This is a genomic window from Pedobacter cryoconitis, assembly GCF_014200605.1.
GTDB classification, from domain to species: Bacteria; Bacteroidota; Bacteroidia; order Sphingobacteriales; family Sphingobacteriaceae; genus Pedobacter; species Pedobacter cryoconitis_B.
The window spans coordinates 444,455-467,536 of record NZ_JACHCE010000001.1 but is presented as its reverse complement, the minus strand read 5'-3'; the positions used below and the strand labels follow the sequence as shown (position 1 = coordinate 467,536).

The 23,082-nt window shown below is 39.8% G+C and carries 14 protein-coding genes; 5 read left to right on the top strand and 9 right to left on the bottom strand.

Annotated features, from left to right (window positions below):
• Positions 1-6 precede the first annotated feature (6 nt).
• From HDE68_RS02200 to HDE68_RS02190, 3 genes are all read right to left on the bottom strand, one after another.
• Positions 7-1,518 (bottom strand): RagB/SusD family nutrient uptake outer membrane protein, encoded by a 1,512-nt coding sequence (locus HDE68_RS02200; protein ID WP_183878464.1) that lies wholly within the window; start codon positions 1,516-1,518, stop codon positions 7-9.
• A gap of 11 nt (positions 1,519-1,529) precedes the next feature.
• Positions 1,530-4,598, bottom strand: a complete 3,069-nt coding sequence (locus tag HDE68_RS02195) for a SusC/RagA family TonB-linked outer membrane protein (RefSeq protein ID WP_183878462.1) — start codon at positions 4,596-4,598, stop codon at positions 1,530-1,532.
• Positions 4,599-4,756: 158 nt separating this feature from the next.
• The gene (locus HDE68_RS02190; protein ID WP_183878460.1) at positions 4,757-6,052 is read right to left on the bottom strand and encodes a hypothetical protein; all 1,296 of its coding nucleotides are present in this window, start codon (positions 6,050-6,052) and stop codon (positions 4,757-4,759) included.
• A 406-nt stretch (positions 6,053-6,458) separates the two neighbouring features.
• Here HDE68_RS02190 and HDE68_RS02185 point away from each other — a divergent pair, with 406 nt between their 5' ends.
• The 4 genes from HDE68_RS02185 to HDE68_RS02170 all read left to right on the top strand — a co-directional run bounded on the left by HDE68_RS02185 (position 6,459) and on the right by HDE68_RS02170 (position 13,464).
• Positions 6,459-7,193, top strand: a complete 735-nt coding sequence (locus tag HDE68_RS02185; protein WP_183878458.1) for a GntR family transcriptional regulator — start codon at positions 6,459-6,461, stop codon at positions 7,191-7,193.
• An 87-nt stretch (positions 7,194-7,280) separates the two neighbouring features.
• The gene (locus HDE68_RS02180) at positions 7,281-9,089 is read left to right on the top strand and encodes a class I mannose-6-phosphate isomerase (protein ID WP_183878456.1); all 1,809 of its coding nucleotides are present in this window, start codon (positions 7,281-7,283) and stop codon (positions 9,087-9,089) included.
• A gap of 17 nt (positions 9,090-9,106) precedes the next feature.
• The gene (locus HDE68_RS02175; RefSeq protein ID WP_183878454.1) at positions 9,107-12,037 is read left to right on the top strand and encodes a glycoside hydrolase family 38 C-terminal domain-containing protein; all 2,931 of its coding nucleotides are present in this window, start codon (positions 9,107-9,109) and stop codon (positions 12,035-12,037) included.
• A gap of 17 nt (positions 12,038-12,054) precedes the next feature.
• On the top strand, positions 12,055-13,464 hold the full coding sequence (locus HDE68_RS02170) for a sugar porter family MFS transporter (protein WP_183878453.1): 1,410 nt from the start codon (positions 12,055-12,057) through the stop codon (positions 13,462-13,464).
• 89 nt (positions 13,465-13,553) lie between these two features.
• On the opposite strand, the gene HDE68_RS02165 is transcribed toward HDE68_RS02170, so the two are convergent.
• The gene (locus HDE68_RS02165) at positions 13,554-14,921 is read right to left on the bottom strand and encodes an alpha-L-fucosidase (protein ID WP_260171582.1); all 1,368 of its coding nucleotides are present in this window, start codon (positions 14,919-14,921) and stop codon (positions 13,554-13,556) included.
• Between the two features lie 124 nt (positions 14,922-15,045).
• Here HDE68_RS02165 and HDE68_RS02160 point away from each other — a divergent pair, with 124 nt between their 5' ends.
• The gene (locus HDE68_RS02160) at positions 15,046-15,630 is read left to right on the top strand and encodes a GyrI-like domain-containing protein (protein ID WP_183878451.1); all 585 of its coding nucleotides are present in this window, start codon (positions 15,046-15,048) and stop codon (positions 15,628-15,630) included.
• Positions 15,631-15,634: 4 nt separating this feature from the next.
• Here the strand turns inward: HDE68_RS02160 and HDE68_RS02155 are convergent, their stop codons facing one another.
• The 5 genes from HDE68_RS02155 to HDE68_RS02135 all read right to left on the bottom strand — a co-directional run bounded on the left by HDE68_RS02155 (position 15,635) and on the right by HDE68_RS02135 (position 23,068).
• A complete protein-coding gene (locus tag HDE68_RS02155; RefSeq protein WP_183878449.1) occupies positions 15,635-15,874 on the bottom strand; it encodes a hypothetical protein in 240 nt (79 codons plus the stop codon).
• A 223-nt stretch (positions 15,875-16,097) separates the two neighbouring features.
• On the bottom strand, positions 16,098-17,018 hold the full coding sequence (locus HDE68_RS02150; RefSeq protein ID WP_183878447.1) for a response regulator transcription factor: 921 nt from the start codon (positions 17,016-17,018) through the stop codon (positions 16,098-16,100).
• 31 nt (positions 17,019-17,049) lie between these two features.
• Complete coding sequence (locus HDE68_RS02145; protein ID WP_183878445.1) at positions 17,050-18,141, bottom strand: Gfo/Idh/MocA family protein; 1,092 nt, start codon at positions 18,139-18,141, stop codon at positions 17,050-17,052.
• 10 nt (positions 18,142-18,151) lie between these two features.
• On the bottom strand, positions 18,152-19,609 hold the full coding sequence (locus HDE68_RS02140; RefSeq protein ID WP_183878443.1) for a Gfo/Idh/MocA family protein: 1,458 nt from the start codon (positions 19,607-19,609) through the stop codon (positions 18,152-18,154).
• A gap of 39 nt (positions 19,610-19,648) precedes the next feature.
• Entirely contained in the window at positions 19,649-23,068 is a 3,420-nt protein-coding gene (locus tag HDE68_RS02135) for a family 16 glycoside hydrolase (protein ID WP_183878441.1), read from the bottom strand.
• Between the last annotated feature and the right edge of the window lie 14 nt (positions 23,069-23,082).

The window sequence follows — 23,082 nt, the reverse complement described above, 5'->3', positions numbered from 1 at the left end:
AAACCCTTAAAATCCTGTATTATTTGGCAGCAAACTTGGATTCACATCAGTTTCCTGTTTAGGTAAGGGGAACAACAGTTGTTTTTCTGAAAATGTCGCTCCGAATACCGTTCTATGTCCTACAAAGTTGTCCCAGTTACCTGTCACATCGTTATGAACTTTTCTGGTACGGACCATATCAAACCACATCTTATTCTCAAAACACAATTCGTAATAACGCTGTGCCCATACTTCCTGCTCAAAAGCAGCTGAGGATAAAGCTCCTATTGGCGCTAAATTCGCTCTTTTTCTAATATTATTTACAAATTGAACTGCGGTACCATTCGGCCCGCCTTCTGCCTGGTTGGATGCTTCAGCGTACATTAACTGTACATCGGCCAGACGGTATAAAGTAAAGTTAAGATCTGATTTCAAAGTACTGACTACAGCTGTAGAGTCAAACCATTTATAAATGTAGGCGTTCTTAAAATTAACAATCTGACCAGATTTCAGGTTTTTGTAGCTGGTATAGAAAAATTGTTTTTCAGCAGCCCGCTTATCACCCGGTGCATAAGAACTGACAAACTGTGGCGTAGGATAAACAGAACCATACTCATCTGAATAACCAGAAATGCCCGAATAGTTTGGAATAGTTAATGCAGTTAATGGATTTGTGGATGGAACAGAAGCAGCATACTGAACCTGAAAGATAAATTCTCCATTATTTTTATTGGCTGGTTTGAGCATGTCAGTATATTCAGGGAATAAAGAATATCCACCAGTTTGTGTCACTTCAAGTGAACGTTTAGCTGATTCTGCATAGTATTGCTTTCCTCCATTAATCGCTGCACCTGCATAAGTTAAATACACATCTGCAAGGATCGATTTTACAGCACTCATGGAGACCTTTCCTGTAATATCTCTCGATGGTAAGGTAGATTTCTCTGCTGCTAATAAGTCAGGTATAATCACTGTATCATAAATGTCTTTTGCAGCAGTTCTAGGAATGGACAGGTTCAGATTTTTTGGTACCTCAGTAACTTTTGGAACAGCTCCATACATCCTTACGAGATAAAAATAATATAATGCCCGGAGCGTACGCGCTTCAGCAATCAGGTTTGTCTTTTCCGCATCGCTAAGTCCGGGAGCATTGATAGTTGGTATCTTTTCTATCGCCAGGTTACAAGCGCCAATTCCAAGGTACATTTGCTGCCACCAGGTATCAATATAAAATGAGGTGGTACTGTAAGAAAGGTTCTGAAAACTGGAAGCCCCGGTTTGCCCAAGATCGCTATTCGCTTTTCCAGTCATAAATTCCATTAAATTCCAGGTATTACCCCCATAAGAAGAAGGCTGGCCTTTAAGCATTCCCTGAAGATACTGATAACTTCCACTGGCAAAAGCCCTTGCTACTTTAGCACTTGAAAGTTGGGAGTCTGGTGTGATAAAGTCGGTTGGCTTTTCTTCCAGAAACTTTTTACATGAGGCACAGCTAAGTAAAACCAGTACCGCAAATAGTATATTTTTTGTCTTTTTCATGTGATTCGGTTTTAAAAAGTAAGTTGAACGCCTAAATTCCAGATACGAGGCCTTGGCGTAGCAAAAAAGTCTATATTTTGAGAGAATGAAGCATTTGAACCATAAGTCTGGTTGAATGTATCTACCTCAGGATCGTAACCTGTGTATTTGGTAATGATAAACAGGTTCTGAACGTTTGCATAAACTCTTAAACGTTTGATATTCAATTTCTCATTAATCGCAGGCGGGAAAGTATAACCCACAATAAAATTCTGACCACGGATAAATGAACCATCTTCTACCCACCAGCTATCAAAGTGTGAATCCTGGGCAAATTTATAGTTACGTACCTGCGAAATAGAAGTGTTCTGATTTTGTGGTGTCCAGGCATTTAAAACTGTTGCAAGACTATTCGAAATGGTTTGTCTGTCCTCCACTGAGTGTTTAAAGTTGGCAGCAGTATTTACACCCTGAACGAAACGGATATCAAATGATAGATCCCAGTTTTTATATTTAAAACTACTGCTGAATGTACCTGTCCATTTTGGATAAGCACGGCCTATAATACTATAGTTTACTGTTCCGTCCGGATTATACAGATACTTTCTGTCTCCGGGTTTCAGCCCGTGTGAAGCAGCTTCTACAGCTTCAGATTCGCCATAAGTACCCAAACGTGTCATTCCATAAAATGAACCGATCGGCTCCCCTACACGAACCACATAGTTCTGTCCAAGGAAATTCGGGCCAGGAAAAATATCAGCATTACCATCATTCAGTTTAATAACTTTGTTTTTATTGGCCGAGAACAGGAAGTTGGTAGACCAGGTAAAGTTCTCTGTTTTAACATTGACAGTATTCAGGCTGATCTCTATACCTGAGTTTCTCACAGAACCTACATTTTTGTAAACGTTTGCATTGGTAAATCCTGCTGACCACGGGATTGGTGTTTGTAATAATAAGTCTTTAGTGACCCGGTTATAATAATCAAAAGTCAGGTTGATTCTATCATTGAACATACCCAGTTCAATACCTCCATCAAGCTGAATAGATCTTTCCCATTTCAAATCCGGGTTACCAATATAACTTGGCAATAATGTGGACTGTGCTGCCCCCCCAAGAACCGTTGTACTTGGTTGAATTTGTGCCAATGAACGTGCCTGTCCAATTTCCTGGTTACCTGAAGTACCATAACTTGCACGGATTTTTAAATTAGAGATACTTTTGATTTCTTTCATGAAATCTTCCTGAGACACTTTCCATGCTGCACCTACTGATGGGAAAAACGCATATTTATTGTTTTTTCCGAATCTGGAAGAACCATCATAACGACCTGTTGCTGTAAAAAGATATTTATCGTCAATGCTGTAATTTAACCTTGCATAAAAAGAAGCTAAAGATGATTTGGTATCATAAGATTCACTTGCCGATCTGACAGATCCTGCCTGAAGGTAATGATACTGAAAGATATCATCTATGAAGTTCTGTGTCTCTGCACGTACTCTTTCATAACCGGTTTGCTGTAAGGATATCCCTAATAAAGCAGTCAGTTTCTGACGGTCATTGATTTTTTTATTCCATGTTAAATAATTCTCAGTCTGCCAGTAATAATTATCATAGGCATTGATATTAGCGACCCCTCCTTCATCCTGAGATAAATGGGGCAGGTTTTGCGAAGAAAAGTAATTATTCTTGTTCGAACTCAGGTTATAACCAAAGTCTGTTTTAAAATCAAGTTCTTTAGTGATATGGAATAATGCATAAACATTACCCAGCATCTGTAAAGTATTATTAATTGTGTACCTGTTATTTGCAATATCTATTGGATTTGGTGCACCTTCTAATCCGGCGATATCAAAATTTCCGGCATAAAGTCCATTAGGATATTTTACCGGCAAAAGTGGTACTTCTTCGGCTACTGCCCTTGCCACGTTCAAACTTCCGTTACCATCAGTAACCAGACGCTGTATACTACGGATCAGGTTTACATTACCCCCAACTTTCAACCAGCTTTTAACGTCATTATCCAGGGTCATCTTTACAGAATAACGTTTAAACCCTGATGTAGGCGCCAACCCTTTTTGATTCAGGTAACCTAATGATAAACTATAAAGTGTTTTTTCGTTCCCCCCCTGTAAGTTTAACTGGTGATTTTGTGAAAACGCAGGTTTATAAGTTTCCTTTTCCCAGTTTGTATCATATAAAGGCTTGTTATTGGTATCAAATAATAATGGATAGTTTGCATAATTCAATTCTTTTGGCGGAGACCATACCCCACCTGCCGGATCAAATTTCTGACCATTTGCAAAAGCCTGATTATATACTTTCAGGAATTCTTCTGAATTTAACGTACGTACATGTCTGTATAATTCACTGATGTTCGTATTCGCCTCATAACTAATCTGTGTTCCGTCTCTTCTGCCGCGTTTGGTGGTAATCATAATTACACCATTTGCACCACGGGAACCATAAATTGCAGTTGAAGAAGCATCTTTCAGCACTTCGAGCGAAGCCACATCATTTGGATTAATGGAGTTAGGATCAACACCAGCAACACCGTCAATTACATAAAGCGGGTCGATATTAGAGTTAATCGAGCCAATACCACGTACACGTACTTTCGCAGCTGTACCGGGTGCAGCACTGTTTAAACTTACTTCTACCCCTGCGATTTTACCCTGCAATGCCTGAGAGATGTTGGCTACAGGTTTATCCATCAGCTGTTCTCCTTTGATGGTAGCCACAGCACCGGTTAAATCTGATTTCTTTACGGTACCATAGCCAATTACAACTACTTCACTCAGATTATCAGCTTTTTCTTCTAACTGGATATTGATGATACTTCTGCCGGCTACAGTCCTTTCTGTAGAGGAAAAACCTGTAGAGGAAAACACCAGTGTACCTTTATCGTCAGGTAACTGAATCTGGTAATTCCCGGAAATATCTGTAGTTGTACCACCGGCAGCACCTTTTACTTTGATGCTGACACCGGGTATTGGCAGATTATCTTTTGCCCCGGTGACTTTCCCGGTAATTTTAGTTTGCGCGATCGCATGCAGGGAGAGCAGCGAGAGCAGGATGGAGTAGATAAATGCTCTTTTCATAAAATTTGGTTTTTAGTTTTTAGGTGTGGTAATATTTTGTATAATCAGCTTTTGGTTTTGTGACAGCGTTTACAGCGTTCTTTGTGGTTCAAAAAAACAAGGTTATCCCAATTACCCCTTCAAGCATGATTGTGTATTGACGAAACAGGTGTTAAATGTTAATTTTTAGCTGCCCACTGTCTTAAGGATTCAACTGCATCATATAAAACCCCGGCCTCTCCTCTGAAATCACCCGATCCTTTGGCTTCACCAGTTTGTACATTGTACCATTCATAAAAGCCCTTATGGTCAATTGCCCGGTTGACCATAGGCATTAACTCCGCATAAGCTTCCTGAACTAAACCATGGTTTACCAGTCCATTGATCATCCGGCCCCCAAACCAGGTCCAGTCACCTCCATTCTGATAAGTATAGGGCAGCATGTTTGGAAATTCAGTTGCCGGGTAAGGCGGATAAACAGTAAAGCCAATAGTTGCATGTCTCTCTTTTGTTGCTGCAATTACGATTTGACGGTTAATATTTTCTATCTCTTTTTTTGTATTAAATCCAGCCAGTATTGCACATACAGATCCACCGGAATACAAAATTTTGTCTTCTTCAAAGGTTTTTGAAAAAGGGCTGCCATTGAGGTATATATGAGGTCTGTATTTCTGCTCTGCTGCCATCCAAAGATGTTTCCGGACATTGACTTTTATACTGCTTGCCAATGCGGCCCAGTCTTTTTGGGTTTGATAAGCTTTGGGCTTCATTGCCAGAAAATCATTAATAGCCATAACAAACATGGCATTATCGTAAATATCTATGGCCCATCTGGTATGCGCATTGATCGCTACCCCCCAGCCTTTTTCTGGCTGTACATCACCCCAGTCGATAGTTGTGGCCCCTTTTACCAGACCATATTTCTCAGACCATCTGTCTTTCAGCAGATAAGAGAAAGAATCTTCCATTCTTTGCAAAATGGTTTTAGCATTAATCTGTTCAGAAAGGATAGATACATCTCCGGTAAGGTCAATATATTTCTTAACTGCCTGTACCAATGAGGATTCCTGATCGGTTTCCACTGTGTTCTTATGGGCTGCCCAACCTGGTAATAAAGCTGAATACCGGTATTGATATCCCCCATTTGCTTTTGCACTATCCACTACACCATCTACGATATTACCATCTTCCCCCTGAATTTTAAAAAACATCAGGAGCATGTTCCTCACTTTTTCTTTGGATTGAATTTTCAAAGATCCTTTAATGAAAGTGTTAAAGTCTCTGATCCATACTTCATCATAAGATGTGCCTGCAGAAAATCCGTTAAGTAATTTGATTGCTCTTGCCTGGATAGTATCTAAACGGCTATCCGAGCGGATTGATTTCGCCAATGCTGCCTTATCTGCTACCTGAGCGGTAGAAGTCAAGTGTAAAAAACAAAAAACAGCAGAAAAAAGAAGTAAAGGTCTTTTCATTCAGTTTTTATTTAAATAAGATAAATAAAAGGCTTCCAAACTCTGCTTTTAAGAAAAATTAGGTCGCTGTTTATATTTGGTTGGTTAATAGTTATGTACAAACATAGAAGTATTCTAGTTATTTCCAAATTTTAAATGACATTTTTTTGATGTGGTAAAACGATTATTCTTTATAGCTATTTTTTGATTTTTATCTATTATTCAAATAATAGCCGACAAAACAATTCACATCACACACATTTTTTCGTTCATGTAACATTTCTGTTCATTAGTATTAATTCAGGGTCAATCTCAAATCTGAAGGTATGCAAATCATCTAAACATATATACCTACATTCCTATTTGCTATGTATGTACTAAAAAGCGTATTTTTGTCTTCGATAATCGAATAATTATTAAATCCATCATGAATATTTCTATTGACCATAAAAGTCATATCCCACTGCATATACAGGCTGAACTACTGCTTAGAGAACTCATCAAAGACCCGGCTTACCAGGCTGGTAAATTGCTGCCTAATGAAGTGGAGCTTGCAAAGAAACTAGCCATCTCCAGAACTACACTAAGACAGGCATTGAACAAATTGGTATACGAGGAATTACTGGTTAGAAAAAAAGGCTATGGAACAAAGGTAGCCCCCTCTAAAATAAGCTCTAAATCAATGAATTGGTTAAGTTTTTCGCAAGAAATGAAAGCTAGGGGAATACCTGTAAAAAATTATGAGCTGCATGTAAGCTGGGTATATCCCGATGAACACATTGCCAATTTTTTTGATATAAAAACAGATAAAAAGATCCTGAAACTAGAGCGTTTACGTGGTGGATCTGAAGGTGCTTTTGTGTATTTCATCTCTTATTTCCATCCCCGGATCGGGCTTACAGGAGAAGAAGATTTTAAACAGCCTTTATACGAAATGCTGGAAACAGAACATTCTGTGATAGCCAATTTATCTAAAGAAGAGATCAGCGCAATAACTGCAAGTAAATTCATTGCCGGCAAATTAGAAGTAGAAACCGGGAGCCCTATCCTGTCCAGAAAAAGATTTGTATATGACCAGGGAGACCGTGCAATGGAGTATAATCTAGGTTATTACAAAGCTGAAAGCTTTATTTACACCGTAGAAAGCCGTAGAAACAGTTAAATTTTAACAGCATCATTAAAAGGTCTTTGAATATTTAAATGAAATGTCATATGTTTGGACATTATAACATATAACTAATCAAATTTCATGACTGCCTACAACAAAGACGGAATCAATACAGACATCACTAAGCTGAGAAATACAGCACAGTTTATTATTCCAGAAAAAAGAGTACCAACAACTCAGCAGGGATATGATATCTACCCTGCTTTTAAAATTAAAGGAACTATTCATCATGACTTCAATAGTCTGGCTAAATGGATCACTGATCAGAAAAAAGATGTAGTAATTGATGGTTATTCTGGTGTTTACTGGGATCAGTTTATTTCAAAGCTCGATCAGCATTTAACTGCAAATGGCCAACAGGTAAACTGGATTGCTATTGATGCTGCCTTAAAACCAGCAATTGTTATTGATGAAATGATACAGGATCACCTCCGGCAGCATGATCCTGTATTTGGCAAACAATATCAGGGGCAGCTGAAAGACTTTTTCGATTCCGGGAAACTCGACTTCATTGGCCAGGGTATACATCAGGAATTCACTATTTTCTATGGCTGCGGGGCTGCACTGGCAAAACCGGATGCAAAGCTCATTTATATTGATGTCCCGAAAAATGAGATTCAATTTCGTTCAAGGGCCGGTCTTCTTTTTAATCTTGGCGCCGCAAATTTTTCCGATCCTAAAACCCAATATAAACGCTTCTATTTTATTGACTGGCCTGTTTTAAACAAACATAAACAACAGTTATTAGCACGCATCGATATCATCATCGATGAACAAAGGGTTACGGAAATCTCCTGGATCAGTGGCCAGGACCTTCGTACTGCATTAAATGAAATGTCAAAACATGCTTTTAGGGCAAGACCGTGGTTTGAGCCTGGTGTTTGGGGAGGACAATGGATTAAAAACAACATCAGTGGCTTAAACCAGGAAGTAGTCAACTATGCCTGGTCATTCGAACTGATCACTCCGGAAAACGGGATTATCTTAGAAAACGAAGGCAGCATGCTGGAGGTTTCCTTTGATCTGCTTCTTTTTCATAATAATAAAGCTATTCTGGGTAAAGCCGCTGAACGCTTCGGTTATAATTTCCCTATACGCTTTGATTTTCTGGATACGATGGATGGCGGTAAATTATCGCTGCAATGCCATCCTTCTGTAGCTTATACTAAAGAACATTTTGGTGAGGATTTTACGCAGGATGAGACTTATTATATCCTGGATCATCAAAAGGATGCGAAGGTATACCTGGGTTTTCAGGAAAACATTGACAGAGAAGAATTTAAACAGGTAATAGAAGATAGTTTTAAACATCAAATCCCTGTAGTTGTAGAAGACTATGTACAGACATTTAAATCTAAAAAACATGACTTGTTTTTGATTCCCAATGGTACAGTTCACAGCTCTGGTAAAAATAATCTGGTGCTGGAAATCAGTGCAACCCCTTATATCTTCACCTTTAAAATGTACGACTGGTTACGTCCTGATTTAAACGGGAAACCCCGTCCGTTAAATATTGAACGCGCTTTTGCCAACCTGAACTTTGAAAGAAAGGGCAAAACAGTGCTTGATACGCTGATTGCTAAACAGACTGTAATAGAACAGGGTACTGACTGGCAGCTGATTAACCTGGCTACCCATCCTGATCATTTTTATGCTGTACAGCGTTTTGAATTTGATACCGTCATCAAAGCAGCTACAAATGGCCAGTGTCATATCCTCAGCCTGGTAGAAGGTGATTGTATCATTGTTAAAACGGGTGAGCTGGAACTGGAGATCCATTATGCAGAAACCCTGATCATTCCGGCAGATGCCATCCGATATGAACTGATCAATCAAAGTAAAAACCGTGCAAAAGTTATTGCTGCTTTTGTAAAAGAAGAATGTTGTTAATTAATTATCCCCCGCTCATGAAAATGACTCCTAACAGGTACTTTAATGCTCTTTTGCTCCTTTTGCTGAGCAGTATCAGTTTGAACACGCTGGCTCAGAAAAATGGAACCGCCTTTAATGATGTACAACTTCAACCTACTATAGCTTATCTGAAATATCATGGAGAAAGCAGAAGAATGGTCCGGCTGATTTTTATAAATGGTAAGAATTATCAGCAGACAAAAATCGCCGTCTCCTTCAATGGCCTGGAAGAGAATAGTGTCATTCCGGCTAATAAAAATGGGATTGAAACACTTGAAATTCCTTTACCAGGCCCTGCTGTGACTAAAGCGACTCAGTTAACTGTTTCTATTTTAACCGGTAACCAAACCTATAAAACACGTTGTATTGTCGAACCTGCAAGAACATGGACCATCTATGTCCTGCCACATTCGCATGTGGATATTGGCTATACCAATACGCAGGCTAAAGTTCTCCAATTACATGAAGATAATATTGATGAGTCAATTGCTCTTGCAGAAAAGACACAGTATTACCCTGAGGCTGCCCGTTTTAAATGGACTACAGAAGCGATATGGGTAGTTGATAATTATCTTGCTACTGCCAGCCAGCAGAAGAAAGACAGGTTCTGGAATGCAGTAAAAAAAGGATGGATTAACCTGGATGGGGCTTACGGCAATATCAATACCAGCCTGACGGATTCCAGACAGTTAATGCAAATGTTTTCCAAATCTCAAAAACTGGCTAAAGAACAGGGAATTGAGATCAATACACTTTTTCAGGGGGATGTACCGGGAGCGTCCTGGGGTTTAGCTGCGCAGGTTGAACAAACAGGCATCAGATATTTTTTATCAGGCCCGAATGCTTCTGACCGGATAGGTAATTTAGCGCAATGGCAGGATAAACCTTTTTACTGGCTTTCGCCTTCCGGCAAACAAAAATTACTTTTCTGGCAATGCCAGCCTTATTCTCTTGGTTACCAGTTAAAAGGGGATAAAATACCTAATTTTTTCACGATAGATGAGCCGAAGCCTTTTTATACAGGCCATCCTTCTCAAAATTTCCTGAACCCTTATTTGTTTGGGTACCTGGATGAACTGGCACAAAAAGGTTTTCCCTATAATATGTCCATATTGACCTGGGCGATGAGTGATAATGCCCCGATTGACCCGGAGTTACCGGATGCAGTTAAAGCATGGAATGAGAAATATGCTTCACCTCAACTGGTGATCACCTCAACTCAACAGTTTTTTACTGATTTTGAGAAAAAGTATGCAGATAAAATCCCTTCTTTTGCAGGAGATTATACAGAATACTGGACGGATGGTGTATCGTCTGCAGCCAGAGAAACCGCTTTGAGCCGCAGGTTATCAGATCAGCTGAAGCAAGCTGACGCGGTTTGGGCTATCCGTAACAAAACAGCTTACCCTGTCAAAGCTTTTGAGGAAAGCTGGAAAAACTTATTGCTGTTTAATGAACATACCTGGGGCGCATTCAATAGTGTTTCTCATCCTGATGATGAAAAGGTAAAAAGTGAATGGGCAGTGAAACAATCTTATGTATGGAAAGCTAAAGAGCTTGTCGATAATTTAACTGCCGAATCTTTACAGCAACCTGTTGAGCAAGATAATGCGGCAAAGAATAGTAATCAGATAGCTGTTTACAATACGGTTTCCTGGCCGCGTACAGATGTCGTTTATGTGCCTGCTGCTTTAAGTAAAGCTGGTGACCTGGTGAAAGATCCTGCAGGCAAGCCTGTTCCTTCTCAGCGTTTAAGTACCGGTGAACTCGCTTTTATAGCAGAACAAATCCCACAGATGGGGAAAAGTACTTTTAGCATTCATCAGGGGAAAGCTTATACGAAAGGACAGGTTAAAGGCCCGGCCCAAATTTCTGCAAATTCACTGAGCAACGGGATTTATAAATTAGAGATTTCCTCAAAAACAGGGAATATTAAGAAATTAATTAAGATAGCGGCCAACAGGGATTATGTGAACGCAGATTCTGCCGGTCTTAACCAATATTTGTATATGCCTGGCGATTCTATTGAGAAAATCCAGACCAGTACGGATGCCCGGATTATAATTAAAGAAAAAGGCCCATTGGTAGTCAGTCTGTTAGTTAGCTCTGCCGCGCCTGGTACAGCGGGATTAACCAGGGAAATACGTCTGGTCAATGGTCTTGATAAAATTGAACTGATCAATACCATTGATAAAAAGGCGATCAGAAAAAAGGAAAGTGTTCATTTCGCATTTCCATTTCATGTACCGGATGCAAAGGTGCGTTATAGTATTCCCTGGGCAAGTGCAGCTGCAGAAACTGATCAGTTACCTTATGCAAACAGAAACTGGTATACGATGCAGCGATGGGTAGATTTATCCAATAGTTCTTACGGGATTACCTGGTCAAGCCCGGATGCGCCACTATTTGAAATCGGAAAGATCACTACAGCCAATTTACTTGGAGGATTGCCCCATGCACCGCTTTGGTTAGCATTTACGCCCCAATCTTCCCATATTTATTCGTGGGTGATGAATAATTTATGGCATACTAATTTCAGGGCCGATCAGCAGGGGCAGGTCACTTTTCACTATTTTATACAGACGCATGAGCATGGATACAATAGTTTCCAGGCTAACCAGTCTGGATTGAATACGCATCAGCCATTGCTTGTCGCCAGAGCTGTACCAGATGAAAAGGGCTTACCCTTTACTATCCAGGGAGAGAATGTCTATGTCGAAACATTCAAAAAAGCCGATGACGGAAAAAGCACGATAGTACAACTGGTAAATTGTGGTGATCAGGATAGTAAAATGACGGTCAACCCGAAAGATAATTCATCCTTAAAAATCTGGGAAAGTGATCTTTTAGAAACACACAAAAAACCATTAGAGAACCACTTTAACCTTCCTGCAAAAGGGATAATGACTATTTGTATTGAAAACTAAATCAACCTTAAGCAATCATGAACCTAAAAAATAAACCACTGGCACCTCCGTCTCAATCAAAGCTTTTCCTCATAGCGATTACCATAGTTGCCACCTTAGGCGGTTTGCTTTTTGGTTTTGATATGGCTGTCATTTCAGGTGTATTACCTTTTGTAAAACAGCAGTTTAGCTTATCCCCGGCAGCAGAAGGCTGGTTTGTTTCTTCTGCCCTGGTCGGCTGTATTATCGGGGTTGCCTTTGCCGGCGAACTAAGCGACCGCTTTGGAAGAAAAAAGATGCTGATGTTATCAGCTATGCTGTTTTTATGCTCTGCCATTGGTACGGCTGCTGCTGCTGATTATACCTTATTGATTTTAGCAAGAATGCTGGGTGGCATGGGTGTCGGTGTGGCGTCCATTGTCGCCCCCTTGTATATCTCTGAGATCGCACCGGCTTCAATCCGCGGCCGCCTGGTTACTTTTTATCAATTAGCGATTACCGCAGGGATACTGATCGCTTACCTGACCAATGCTGGTTTGCTGAACTTGTCTTTTACCTATCATCATCAATCACTGGGCAGTCTTTTAGATTATATACTGATCAAAGAGGTCTGGAGAGCCATGCTTGGTCTTGGTTTTGTCCCTTCATTATTATTTTTAACTGGTTTGTTGTTTGTGCCGGAAAGCCCAAGATGGTTAATTCAACAAGGCAAAGAGCAGGAAGGGATCAAAATCTTAAACAGGATCAATGGTACTGCAAGCACAAATGAAGAGTTGCACCTGATCAGCAAAACATCAGGACAGGAATCAGGTTCCTATAAAGATTTGTTCGCAAAAGAGATGAGAAGACCGTTATTGATAGGTTTACTATTGCCTCTGTTCTCTCAGTTTAGCGGCATCAACGCAATTATTTATTATGGTCCCCGTATTTTAAATGACGCAGGGATCAACATCAGCAATGCGCTCTTAAGTCAGGTTATTTTTGGACTGGCCAATTTTCTTTTCACCTTGATTGCAGTCTGGAAAGTTGACAAAATGGGGCGCAGACCACTTTATATTATCGGTTCAATTGGTGCTACGATAGCCTTGTTTTTCACAGGCTGGTGCTTTTACAGTGGTGCAACAAATAATATGGGACTGGTGATCAGTATTATTTTGTTTCTAGCCTGTTTTGCTTTTTCTATCGGGCCTCTGAAATTTGTCATCGCAGCAGAGATTTTCCCAACAAGGATCCGTGGAAGAGCCATGGGTTTAAGTATCATGGTCATGTGGATTGCGGATACTATTGTAGGGCAGCTGACCCCTGTGTTATTAGGTTCTGCCGGACCAGCACTTACCTTCTGTTTTTTTGCTTCCTGCTGCCTGATTTCGTTCTTTGTGGTTTTCAAAATGGTTCCTGAGACCAAAGGTAAATCATTGGAAGAGGTCCAGGATATCTTTGTACATTAAGCAGTTAATATAATTTACACCCCAATATATTTATACAAAGATATATTGAGGTGTAAATATATTGATATCTATAAATATTTATCATAAGGCTATTTCAACCCACCCTGCCCCTGATACAGACTAACAGGTTTATCCAGTTCCAATGCCAGTACAGACATATATTCATCCTGTGTATCTGCAGGAACATCAATAAATACCAAACCTGGAACCGGGCTCCATGAAATTTTACCAACAACCTTTGGTTCGATAGTTGTGGAAGTACCAACAACACGGATTTTTTTGATTGTATTCTTCAGCCCTTTGACTACAATATTTCCAGAGACCTTTCCTGGCAGAAATAAATAAAGCACAGTAGAGTCTTTTGATAAAGTAGTAGGTCCATAAAAATGACCTTGCGGTAAACCGCCTACCGTATTAAATATAGCTTCTGCATGTTTCTTATTCCATTTGCCCAGTTCTTTTAAAAGATGAACTTCCTGCGCTGGAATTGTTCCATCTTCTTTTGGACCAATATCCAAAAGCATATTGCCACCATTGCTGATCGCATCTGCAAAAATAGAGATGATCTCAACCGGTGTTTTCCATGCGGTATCCTGAGGCTGATATCCCCAGTTATTATTGATCGTCATACAAAGTTCCCACCAATTGAATTTAGGTCTGCTTACCGGAAAATTTTGCTCGGGTGTATCATAATCACCATAACCCTGTAAACGTCCGTTCAGGATAGCATCTGGTTTTAAACTTAAAATATTTTTACGGATTGAAGGTGCTTTCCATTCTTCAGCAGAATGCTCCCAATCTCCGTCAAACCACCATAAATCGGGTTTGAAAGATTTATTCAGTTCATCAATCTGTGCCTGGTTAAAGGTAAGGAAACGCTGCCAGCGGGCTGGATCTTCACTAATTTTATAACGGGTACTGTCTTTTGTAAAAGCCGGATAATCCACAGAACTCCAGTCTATTAAAGAATAATAAGCACCGCGCTTAATCCCCTGTTTATCTAAAGCGGCGTAAAAAGGAGTCAGCAGATCCCGCTTTGCAGGTGTATTTTTAACTACATTATAATGTTTCTGCCTGGTATTCCAAAGGGCTACACCATCATGATGTTTTGTGGTCATTACTGCATATTTAGCCCCGCTCTCTTTGATTAGTGCTGCCCACTCTTCTGGATTATACCCGGAGGCAGTAAACCCTTTTAGCTGTTTCATGTAATCAGCATGGCTAATCTTTTTATTATAAAAACTCCAGCTTTCGTCGATTCCGTTGACCGAATAGATACCCCAATGAATGAATATACCCAGTTTTGCATCAGCAAACCATTGCATTTTAGTCTTAATGGAGTCAGGATTAATCTTTGATTGCGCATTTGCTGTATGAACCAGCAAAACAGCAGTTATAAAAATATAACTTAATTTAAAAAGGAACCGTTTGATCATATTATTTATTATTTGGTTCATAAACTTAAGCTTATCTATGTTTTTAACTGCATCTCTTTCAAAAAAATTACCTTAAAAAATTCTCTCTCCTGCTGACATAGGGTTGTCACTACCGATCTGTTTCTTAGCAATTCAAAAAAATAACATGGAAAAATTAGATCTGACAAAACTGTTTAAAACTTATTATTCTGCTGGTAAAGCACCTGCGCTATTGGGTATGGGACGTGCAAAATACATAGCAATTTCAGGCATAGGAGATCCAAATGAACAACATTTTGCCGATAAGGTTCAAGCCTTATATGCAACGGCTTTTACCATTAAATTTTTACATAAATCAATCAGGCAGGACTTTGTTGTGTCAAAATTAGAGGGGCTTTGGGAGATGGATGAATCCGCTCCGCGCAATCAATGGAAATACAGATTATTAATCCGTATACCTGAATATATTAAGCAGGAATCATTATGTACTGCAATTGAACATGTAGTATCAGGAAAACAATTGCTTTTAGCCAAAGAAGTCGAGCTATACACTATGCTGGAGAAAGATGTAGTCCAGGTCATGCATACCGGCCCTTTTAGTACAGAGACAAAAACTATTAAACAACTGCATGATTTTATAGCTCAAAAAGGATTACAGAAAACCGGGCTGCACCATGAAATTTATCTGAGTGATTTCCGTACAACCCCACCCGAAAAATTTAAAACCATATTACGGCAGCCAGTAGAGTGAGTTATCAGGATTCTATCAGTTCAGGCTTTATATCTTCTACCTGATGGGCAATGAGCCAGCTTCTGAAACGGTTAGTATCTGCTGCCCTGTAATGAACAATTTTACCATCTTGAAGTAAAATGGTGAAGATGTCTACCGCACATATAAATTTACGTAATAGGTGTACTGGATATTCAAATCCCGGATAGCTGTCTATAGCCTTACTTCCCCGTCTCTCTATTTCCGAAACTAAACTTTTTATCATCTTATAAATAGTCAATTGATTAAATATAAATACAGGTTTTAATTATAAAAGCTATAAGCAGCTATAATCAAACCTGTATTCTAAAACACACCCGGGAGGTTAATACCCTATTCACAAAACTCGTCACATCACAGCGTAAACCCAATACGTAAAAACAAGTAAATTGAATACGTAAAACAACGTATTTTATAGATTTATGCCCTTTAAACAGGGTTTTTAAATTTTACTCATTGAGTTTATTGATCAGCTCAACTTTATTAGAGACACCAACTTTTATAAAAATATTCTGGACATGTTTGGATACTGTTCTCTCAGAAATAAAGAGTTCTTCGGCGATAGATTTATATTTTAATCCCTTATCGATTAATTTTACGATTCCGGTTTCTCTTGTGGTCAGATTATAAAACTTACAATTCTGCTCATACCTTTCCTCCTGTATAAGATTGGCCTTGTTCATTTCCTGTAATAATTTGTATTCAGCTTTTGATTCTATGATAGACTGCCTGATAAAAATGATAGTCATTATACAGAAGCCGGTATTACAGACCAGGACCTCTATGGTCTGGCTGCTATCCATATAAACTACAACAGGTAAAATTGACCAGGGTAAAACAGCACAGCAAACAATGACGGTACTAATTATATTTTCACTGTTTATATTTTCACGGAGCTTCTTAAATAATTCTTTAAAAATGGCAAAGACAAAATATGCCCCGTATAACATCGGTATAAAAAGTCCGCGCTCACTGGCTTTGTCTATATCTCCATCAAGAGAATAACCAATCAGAAAAAAGGCTACAAATGGCAATGCGACAAATAAAAGTACCCCATAAAGTGCAAGAAAACGCAGTTTTTGCAAATTATAAACTTTATAAAAGTAATAGGGAAGATAACAAGCCATCAAAAAACCACTGCTGTAAGCAATTATATTCTGAAAAATGATTGGTAAAGGAATGTGCTGATCAGGAAAAATGTTAGCACCAACATTATAAAACAGCAATAAAAACAGTAATATTAAATACAACAGTCTTTTTTTATCCTGCGGCCTGCACAAATAATAGATAAACTGAAAAAAGAATATCAGACATTCGAATAACACAAAAATGAAGGTGATCAGCTCCATTTCTGTACCAAAGACAAGCATATAAAAAACGGATTTATGTAATAAATTTTAGCTAAGCTAATGAAAGCATTATCATTTTTCCAGTTTTTACTGATTCATCGCATGCAAAAGCAATTTTAAGACTATTTATCGCATCATTTGTAGAATTAGCCAGATCAATATTTTCCCGGATTGATTTCAGGAAATAACGTTGTTCACGGTTACAGAGTTCCTGATGATCGGGCTCATCCGTCAGATCAACCCAGGTGTCTTGTTTTGCAAAACGGTCATGACTATCTAAATCGGCATAATGTACTTTAATAGATTCCGTTTTTGTATGTGCAGCTATAGAATCAGATTTACCTGCACTGCCAGCATCCTTAGCCACAATTGATACAGATCCCTTTGGTCCGATCACATCTTTGATAAAAAAGGCGGTTTCACTAATCATAGGGCCCCAGCCAGACTCATACCAGCCTACTGAGCCATCTTCAAAACGGATTTGCAGCTGTCCGTAATTATAGCTGTCCCTGTGAATATCATCCGTAAGCCTTGCCCCTATAGCACTGACCTGAACAGGCTTTGACCGGGTCATCTGACACATGACATCGATATAATGCACACCACAATCCACTATGGGGCTTAAACTCTTCAGCAAATTACGGTGGACTGTCCATTTAGCACCCTGACTTTGCTGATTTAAATTCATCCGCATCACTAATGGTTTACCCATTTGGGCAGAGAGTTCTATAAATTTCTGCCATGAAGGGTGATAGCGTAAAATATAACCTATTAACAATTTCTTCCCAAACTTCTTTGCTGCCTCCGCAACCCGTTCCGCGCCTTCAATAGAATCTGCCAGTGGCTTTTCTATAAAGACATGACAGCCATGCTCCATTGCTCTAATTGCAAAAGCCTCATGGGTATCAGGATAAGTCGAGATACAGACCGCATCCGGAGCAGTTGTTTTCAGTGCCTGTTCATAGTCACTGAAAAGTGGATAATTACCACCCAGTTTTTCATTCAATACGACTTTGCTGTTACCGGTTGAAACCAGACCACATATTTCAAAACCGTCCAGGGTATGGTAAGCGGTAGCATGGGAAGACCCCATGTTACCGCAACCTACTACAAGGACCCGCAGATTCTTTTTTTCTAAATACATTTCTTATAAATTATACGCCTAAACTCCACCCTTTACGATATTCTCTTTTCACATACTGGTTGACTTCATCAAAATTTGTAACTCTTAAATTTTGTTTGTCCCATACTAATTTAATATCCCTTCCCGGATAATCAAAACCATTTCCGCCTGCTTTTGCTTTCTGTATTTCTGTACCCCTGATAGCCAGGTTTGCGATCAAAAGTGTTTCAGTCAGTGGGCCTGCAATATCAAATGGAGAGCTTAACTGTATTTTACCATAACCAGCAATGGCGGCTTCCACCCATTGCCAGTAGTGCCCGTCTACCCCACCTTTTACTCTCTCTATTCTCTGTTTGGTATGCACTTCGTTATTTCGGGATAAAGGTAAAAGCCTTGGATTAGATCCATAAACATCGCACATCATTTTCCCTTTCGTCCCTTCAAATAAAACGCCATTGGTTCCAAAGCTTTCATTTGCACCGAGCTCTTCGGGACGTGCAGGTTTAATCCCCCCGTCCATCCAGTGTATCTGCAAATTGTCTTTTGTTTTCTTCGTTTTTTCAAAGGTCATAATTACATGACTTGAAGGAGGACAGCTATCCGGGAAGTATCCGCGTTTGAATTCATCTACATAAACACTCCCAACACTGCATTGCACATCAATTGGTGTACTTAACCCTAAAACCCGGAATGGAGGTTCAACCAAATGACAGCCCATATCCCCGATTGCACCTGTCCCAAAATCCCACCAGCCTCTCCAGTTAAAAGGAACCAGTTTTTCAATATAGGGTTTGTTTTGGGCACTGCCTAACCAAAGGTCCCAGTCCAGTTCTTTTGGGACTATCCCCCCATTAGCCGGCCAGGGAATTCCCTGAGGCCATATCGGACGGTCAGTCCAGCAATAAACTTTCTGTACTTTACCAATAACACCATCATCACACCAGTCCTGTAATTGTCTCACTCCATCACCCGAAGCACCCTGATTACCCATTTGTGTAACTACGCGGTAACGGCTTGCGGCCTCTGTTAACTGGCGTGCCTCATAAATATCATGTGACAAAGGTTTCTCTACATAAACATGTTTTCCTAATTGCATGGCAGCCATTGCAATCATTGCATGGTTATGATCTGGTGTAGAAACTACTACCCCATCAATGTTTTTCCCTTCTTTATCGAGCATTTCACGATAATCTTTATAGTATTTTGCCTTAGGAAAGTTTTTTACTGAAACCGCAGCACGCCTGTCATCCACATCGCACAGGAAAGCAATATCTGCTTTGCCTCCTTTGTATATATTATATAGGTTACTCTCTCCTTTTCCGCCAACACCAACACCTGCAACCATTAAACGGTCACTCGGTGCTAAAAATCCTTTTCCTCCTAAAACATACCGCGGTACGATCATAAATGCAGCCGCAGCAATAGCAGAATTTTTAATAAAGTCTCTTCTTGAATTATCAGGAGCTGAGTCTTTTTTTTCTTCGATCATAAATTATCCTTTTAAATGTCTTTTGAAACAGACTGTTAATTATTTTCCTAAATCTTTGATTCTTATATTTCTGAACTGTACCGGAGAGCCATGTCCAAGAAAACCAATATGACCGCTATCACGCATTAAACCGGGATGTTTCTGCCCATCGGCAGCCCCATTTTTACGGGCATCTGTGAGATCAGCATCTAAAATTGATGTACCATTCAGGATCACTTTAACTTTTGGCCCTTTCACAATTACTTCTTCATAGTTCCATTCTCCAACAGGCTTCAGAAAACCTCTTTTTGCTGGTATAGTTCCATAAATTGATCCATGATACTGATATACATGCAGATCTTTATAAATTGGTGCATCGTCATCCAGGATTTGTAATTCCATCCCTTCATAAGCAGCATCACCGGTAAGCGGTGCCCTGATGCCCAACCCATTGTTTGCACCCGGAGTCAGCTGAAACTCAAAACGGAATATGAAATTGCTGTATTCATCTTTAGTGAATAAATTACCTCCTGAACCTTTTCCTGGTTTCGGACGGATAGCAATATTTCCATCTTCAATCACATAATCAGTGGTATTTCCCATCCAGTTATACATATTAGTACCATCGAACAGAACTTTAAACCCTTCCTTTTTCTCTGCTGCACTTAATTCAAATGGTTTTGCACGGGGGATTTCTCTGATATAAACATCACGGTAAGCCACCGGAGATCCATGTGCCTGCAATTCAATCTGTTCTTCTGAGAATATTGGCAGCTTTCTATCCCAGTAATTTTCAAGAATTACATTGTCAGTAACCAGTTCTCCGTTCAGATGAACCGTTACCCGGTCTCCTTTCATTAAAATACGGAAGGTATTCCACTCATCAAGTTTATTGTCAGCAACTTTTAAAGGTTTGCTTTCATTAACCTGGTTGTTATACAAGCCACCGGAGCCAACCTGTGCACCATCACTTATACGTGCATTATCCCAAATCTGAACCTGTGGTGAGCCACGCAAATAAATCCCGGCATCCCCTTTTTGTTTATGATCATCAATAATTTTCCAGTCTACCAGCATCTCAAAATCACCATATTTTTTAATCGTAGCCAGGTTATTTCCATGACTCATAAACAGCAGCTCACCATTTACTACATGCCAGCTATCCAGCATTTCGATATTTGCTTTTTCCTGTGCTGCCGCTAAAGCTTTCGGGTCCATTTTAGACCTTTTGATTGGATCTTCAACTAAACCCTGCCAGCCAGTCAGATCTTTACCATTAAACATGGTCACAAAACCTTCTTCTTTTGGCATCTCTGCAAGATATTTTCTGATCGCCTGTTTCTGATACTCACCGTCTGCCCCTTTTAGCTTAAGCATGGTCTTATCCAATAAACTCTTTACCAGTGTCCCATGATAAGATTTATCTGCTAATGCAATATTCATCACAGTATTCGCGGCAGTGGCCTGTAATGCCGGATCATCCAGATATTTCCCGGCAAAAATCAATGAATTAAATGATTTCGCATTTTCCAGATCTTTTAAGATTTCCTGTTGCTGTGCAGTTGTTTTTGCCAGGCTCATCGCCTCACGCAATAACAGTAATTTCTGCTCCGCAGGATAATCAGCTTTTCTGATTAAGCCCAGATAGCCTTCAATAGCCTGGTTAGCAAAGTCACTATTTTTTGTTTGTCCTGCCAGCTGAATCAGCGGTCTGGCTGCTTCGCTGTCAGTCCAAAAAGCCAGTGCTGCTATTGCAGCTTTCTGATTGAGCTCATTTCCTGTCTTGAAACCATTCTGAACTGCTTCTAATGACTTTTTACCTCCCAGACCAGCCAGCATTTTATAAAACAAAGGCTTTTTATCTTCAGTTGCAGTGCTCATTTGTTGTAATAACTGATCTGCCTGCTGATCTCTGTTCGCTGTCCCTTTATTCGCAGCAATAATTGCATCCTGTACAGCGGTTAAAGAAGTCTGATCGCTGGTCGTATTTAATAATGTAAATAACTGCGGAAGATCGGCACTGGTTACCAGCTGTTTTAAGGAAGCAAAAGCTGCCTGTCTGACCTTCTCATTCTTACTTTTAAGTAAAACAGACACTGCAGCAAGCTGATCATTTGCTGCGCGGCAGGCCAGTAAGTCAACTAAAGCAATCTGAAAAGCAGGATTTGCCTTCGGTATAGCCTGTGCTAAAGTGGCAGGGATACCCTCACCTTTCATTCTTTGAATTGCGCCTGAGACCACTTCTGCAGTCTTTGCATCGCCTTTACCCATCACCTGCAAAAGTTCATTCAAAACCTGGCTCTGACCAATATTTGCAGCTGCAACGATAGCCCCAAATTTAACCTGCTCATCTTTGCTGTTCAATAATTTAAGTATAGCAGGCAAAGCTTCTTTTGTTCGGTTTGCCCCTAACATAGTTACGATTTCTGCTTTAATGACCGCGTCAGATTTCTCCATTTTATCAATCCAGAGTGCTGCAGAAGCAGGGTTCAGATAGGGAGCTGAAAATTTTAATGCAGCAGCACGGTACTGGATATTTTTATCGCCGGCTGCAGTAATCAGAATGTTTGAGCTTTCATTTTTACGGCTATCCACCAATATTTTCAGTGCAGCAGAACGAATACCTACCTGGTTATCTGCCGTAGCTTGTTTTAAAAAGGATTCAGCAATCTGACCAGACAAGGTGTTGTTCCCGTCTTTAAGCAACATTTCTGTATAAAGTAATGCAGACGCAGTTGCGTTCGTATTTTCATATTGAAAGCCACTTTTTTCGGCTTCTGCAGTCATTATTTTTTCGGACGAAGGATCAGCAATATTCGCCAGTGCATATAAAGCTACTTTTTTCAAATCCTGATCTGCTGTAGCGACCAAAGCATTAACAGGCCCTGCAGCTTCTTTTAAACGGCTATCACCTAAGGCATTTACAATTGCCTGTTGCGCCTGGCCGTTTGCTTTACCTAAACCATTTAATAAAGCACTTTTTGAAGCCGGGGAATTGATTTTCACTAAAGCCCTTGCTGCAGGATCTGCCAGCTGAACATCGGTCAGAAATCCTTGTAGACAGGAAATAGCACTATCATCGCCAACTAATTCCAGCTGACTGATAATAAATGATTTATTCTGGTTATCAGATAATTTACCTAAAGCTTTACAATAGGCATTAATACTCATTTTTTTCGCCTCTTCACGGCCTGCTTTACTCACATAAGCTGAGTAACCGCCTACTGCATATTCCAGTAAAGCATTATTCCCTTTACCTTCGGCAGCCATACCACCGATCATAGTCGCATAACCATCTTCTCCCATACTGGAGATTTCCTTCATCCCTGCGTTTAACAGTTCAGAATTCTGAGCTGGTAATTGCGCATACAGATCAGCTATTCGGGTTGTAATGGTACGCTGGTCGGCCTTTTCCTGAGCAGAAATGCTATTTTGTAACAGGACGGCAGCCAGCAGTATAAAAAATATCTTTTTTATCATCAGATGAAATAATT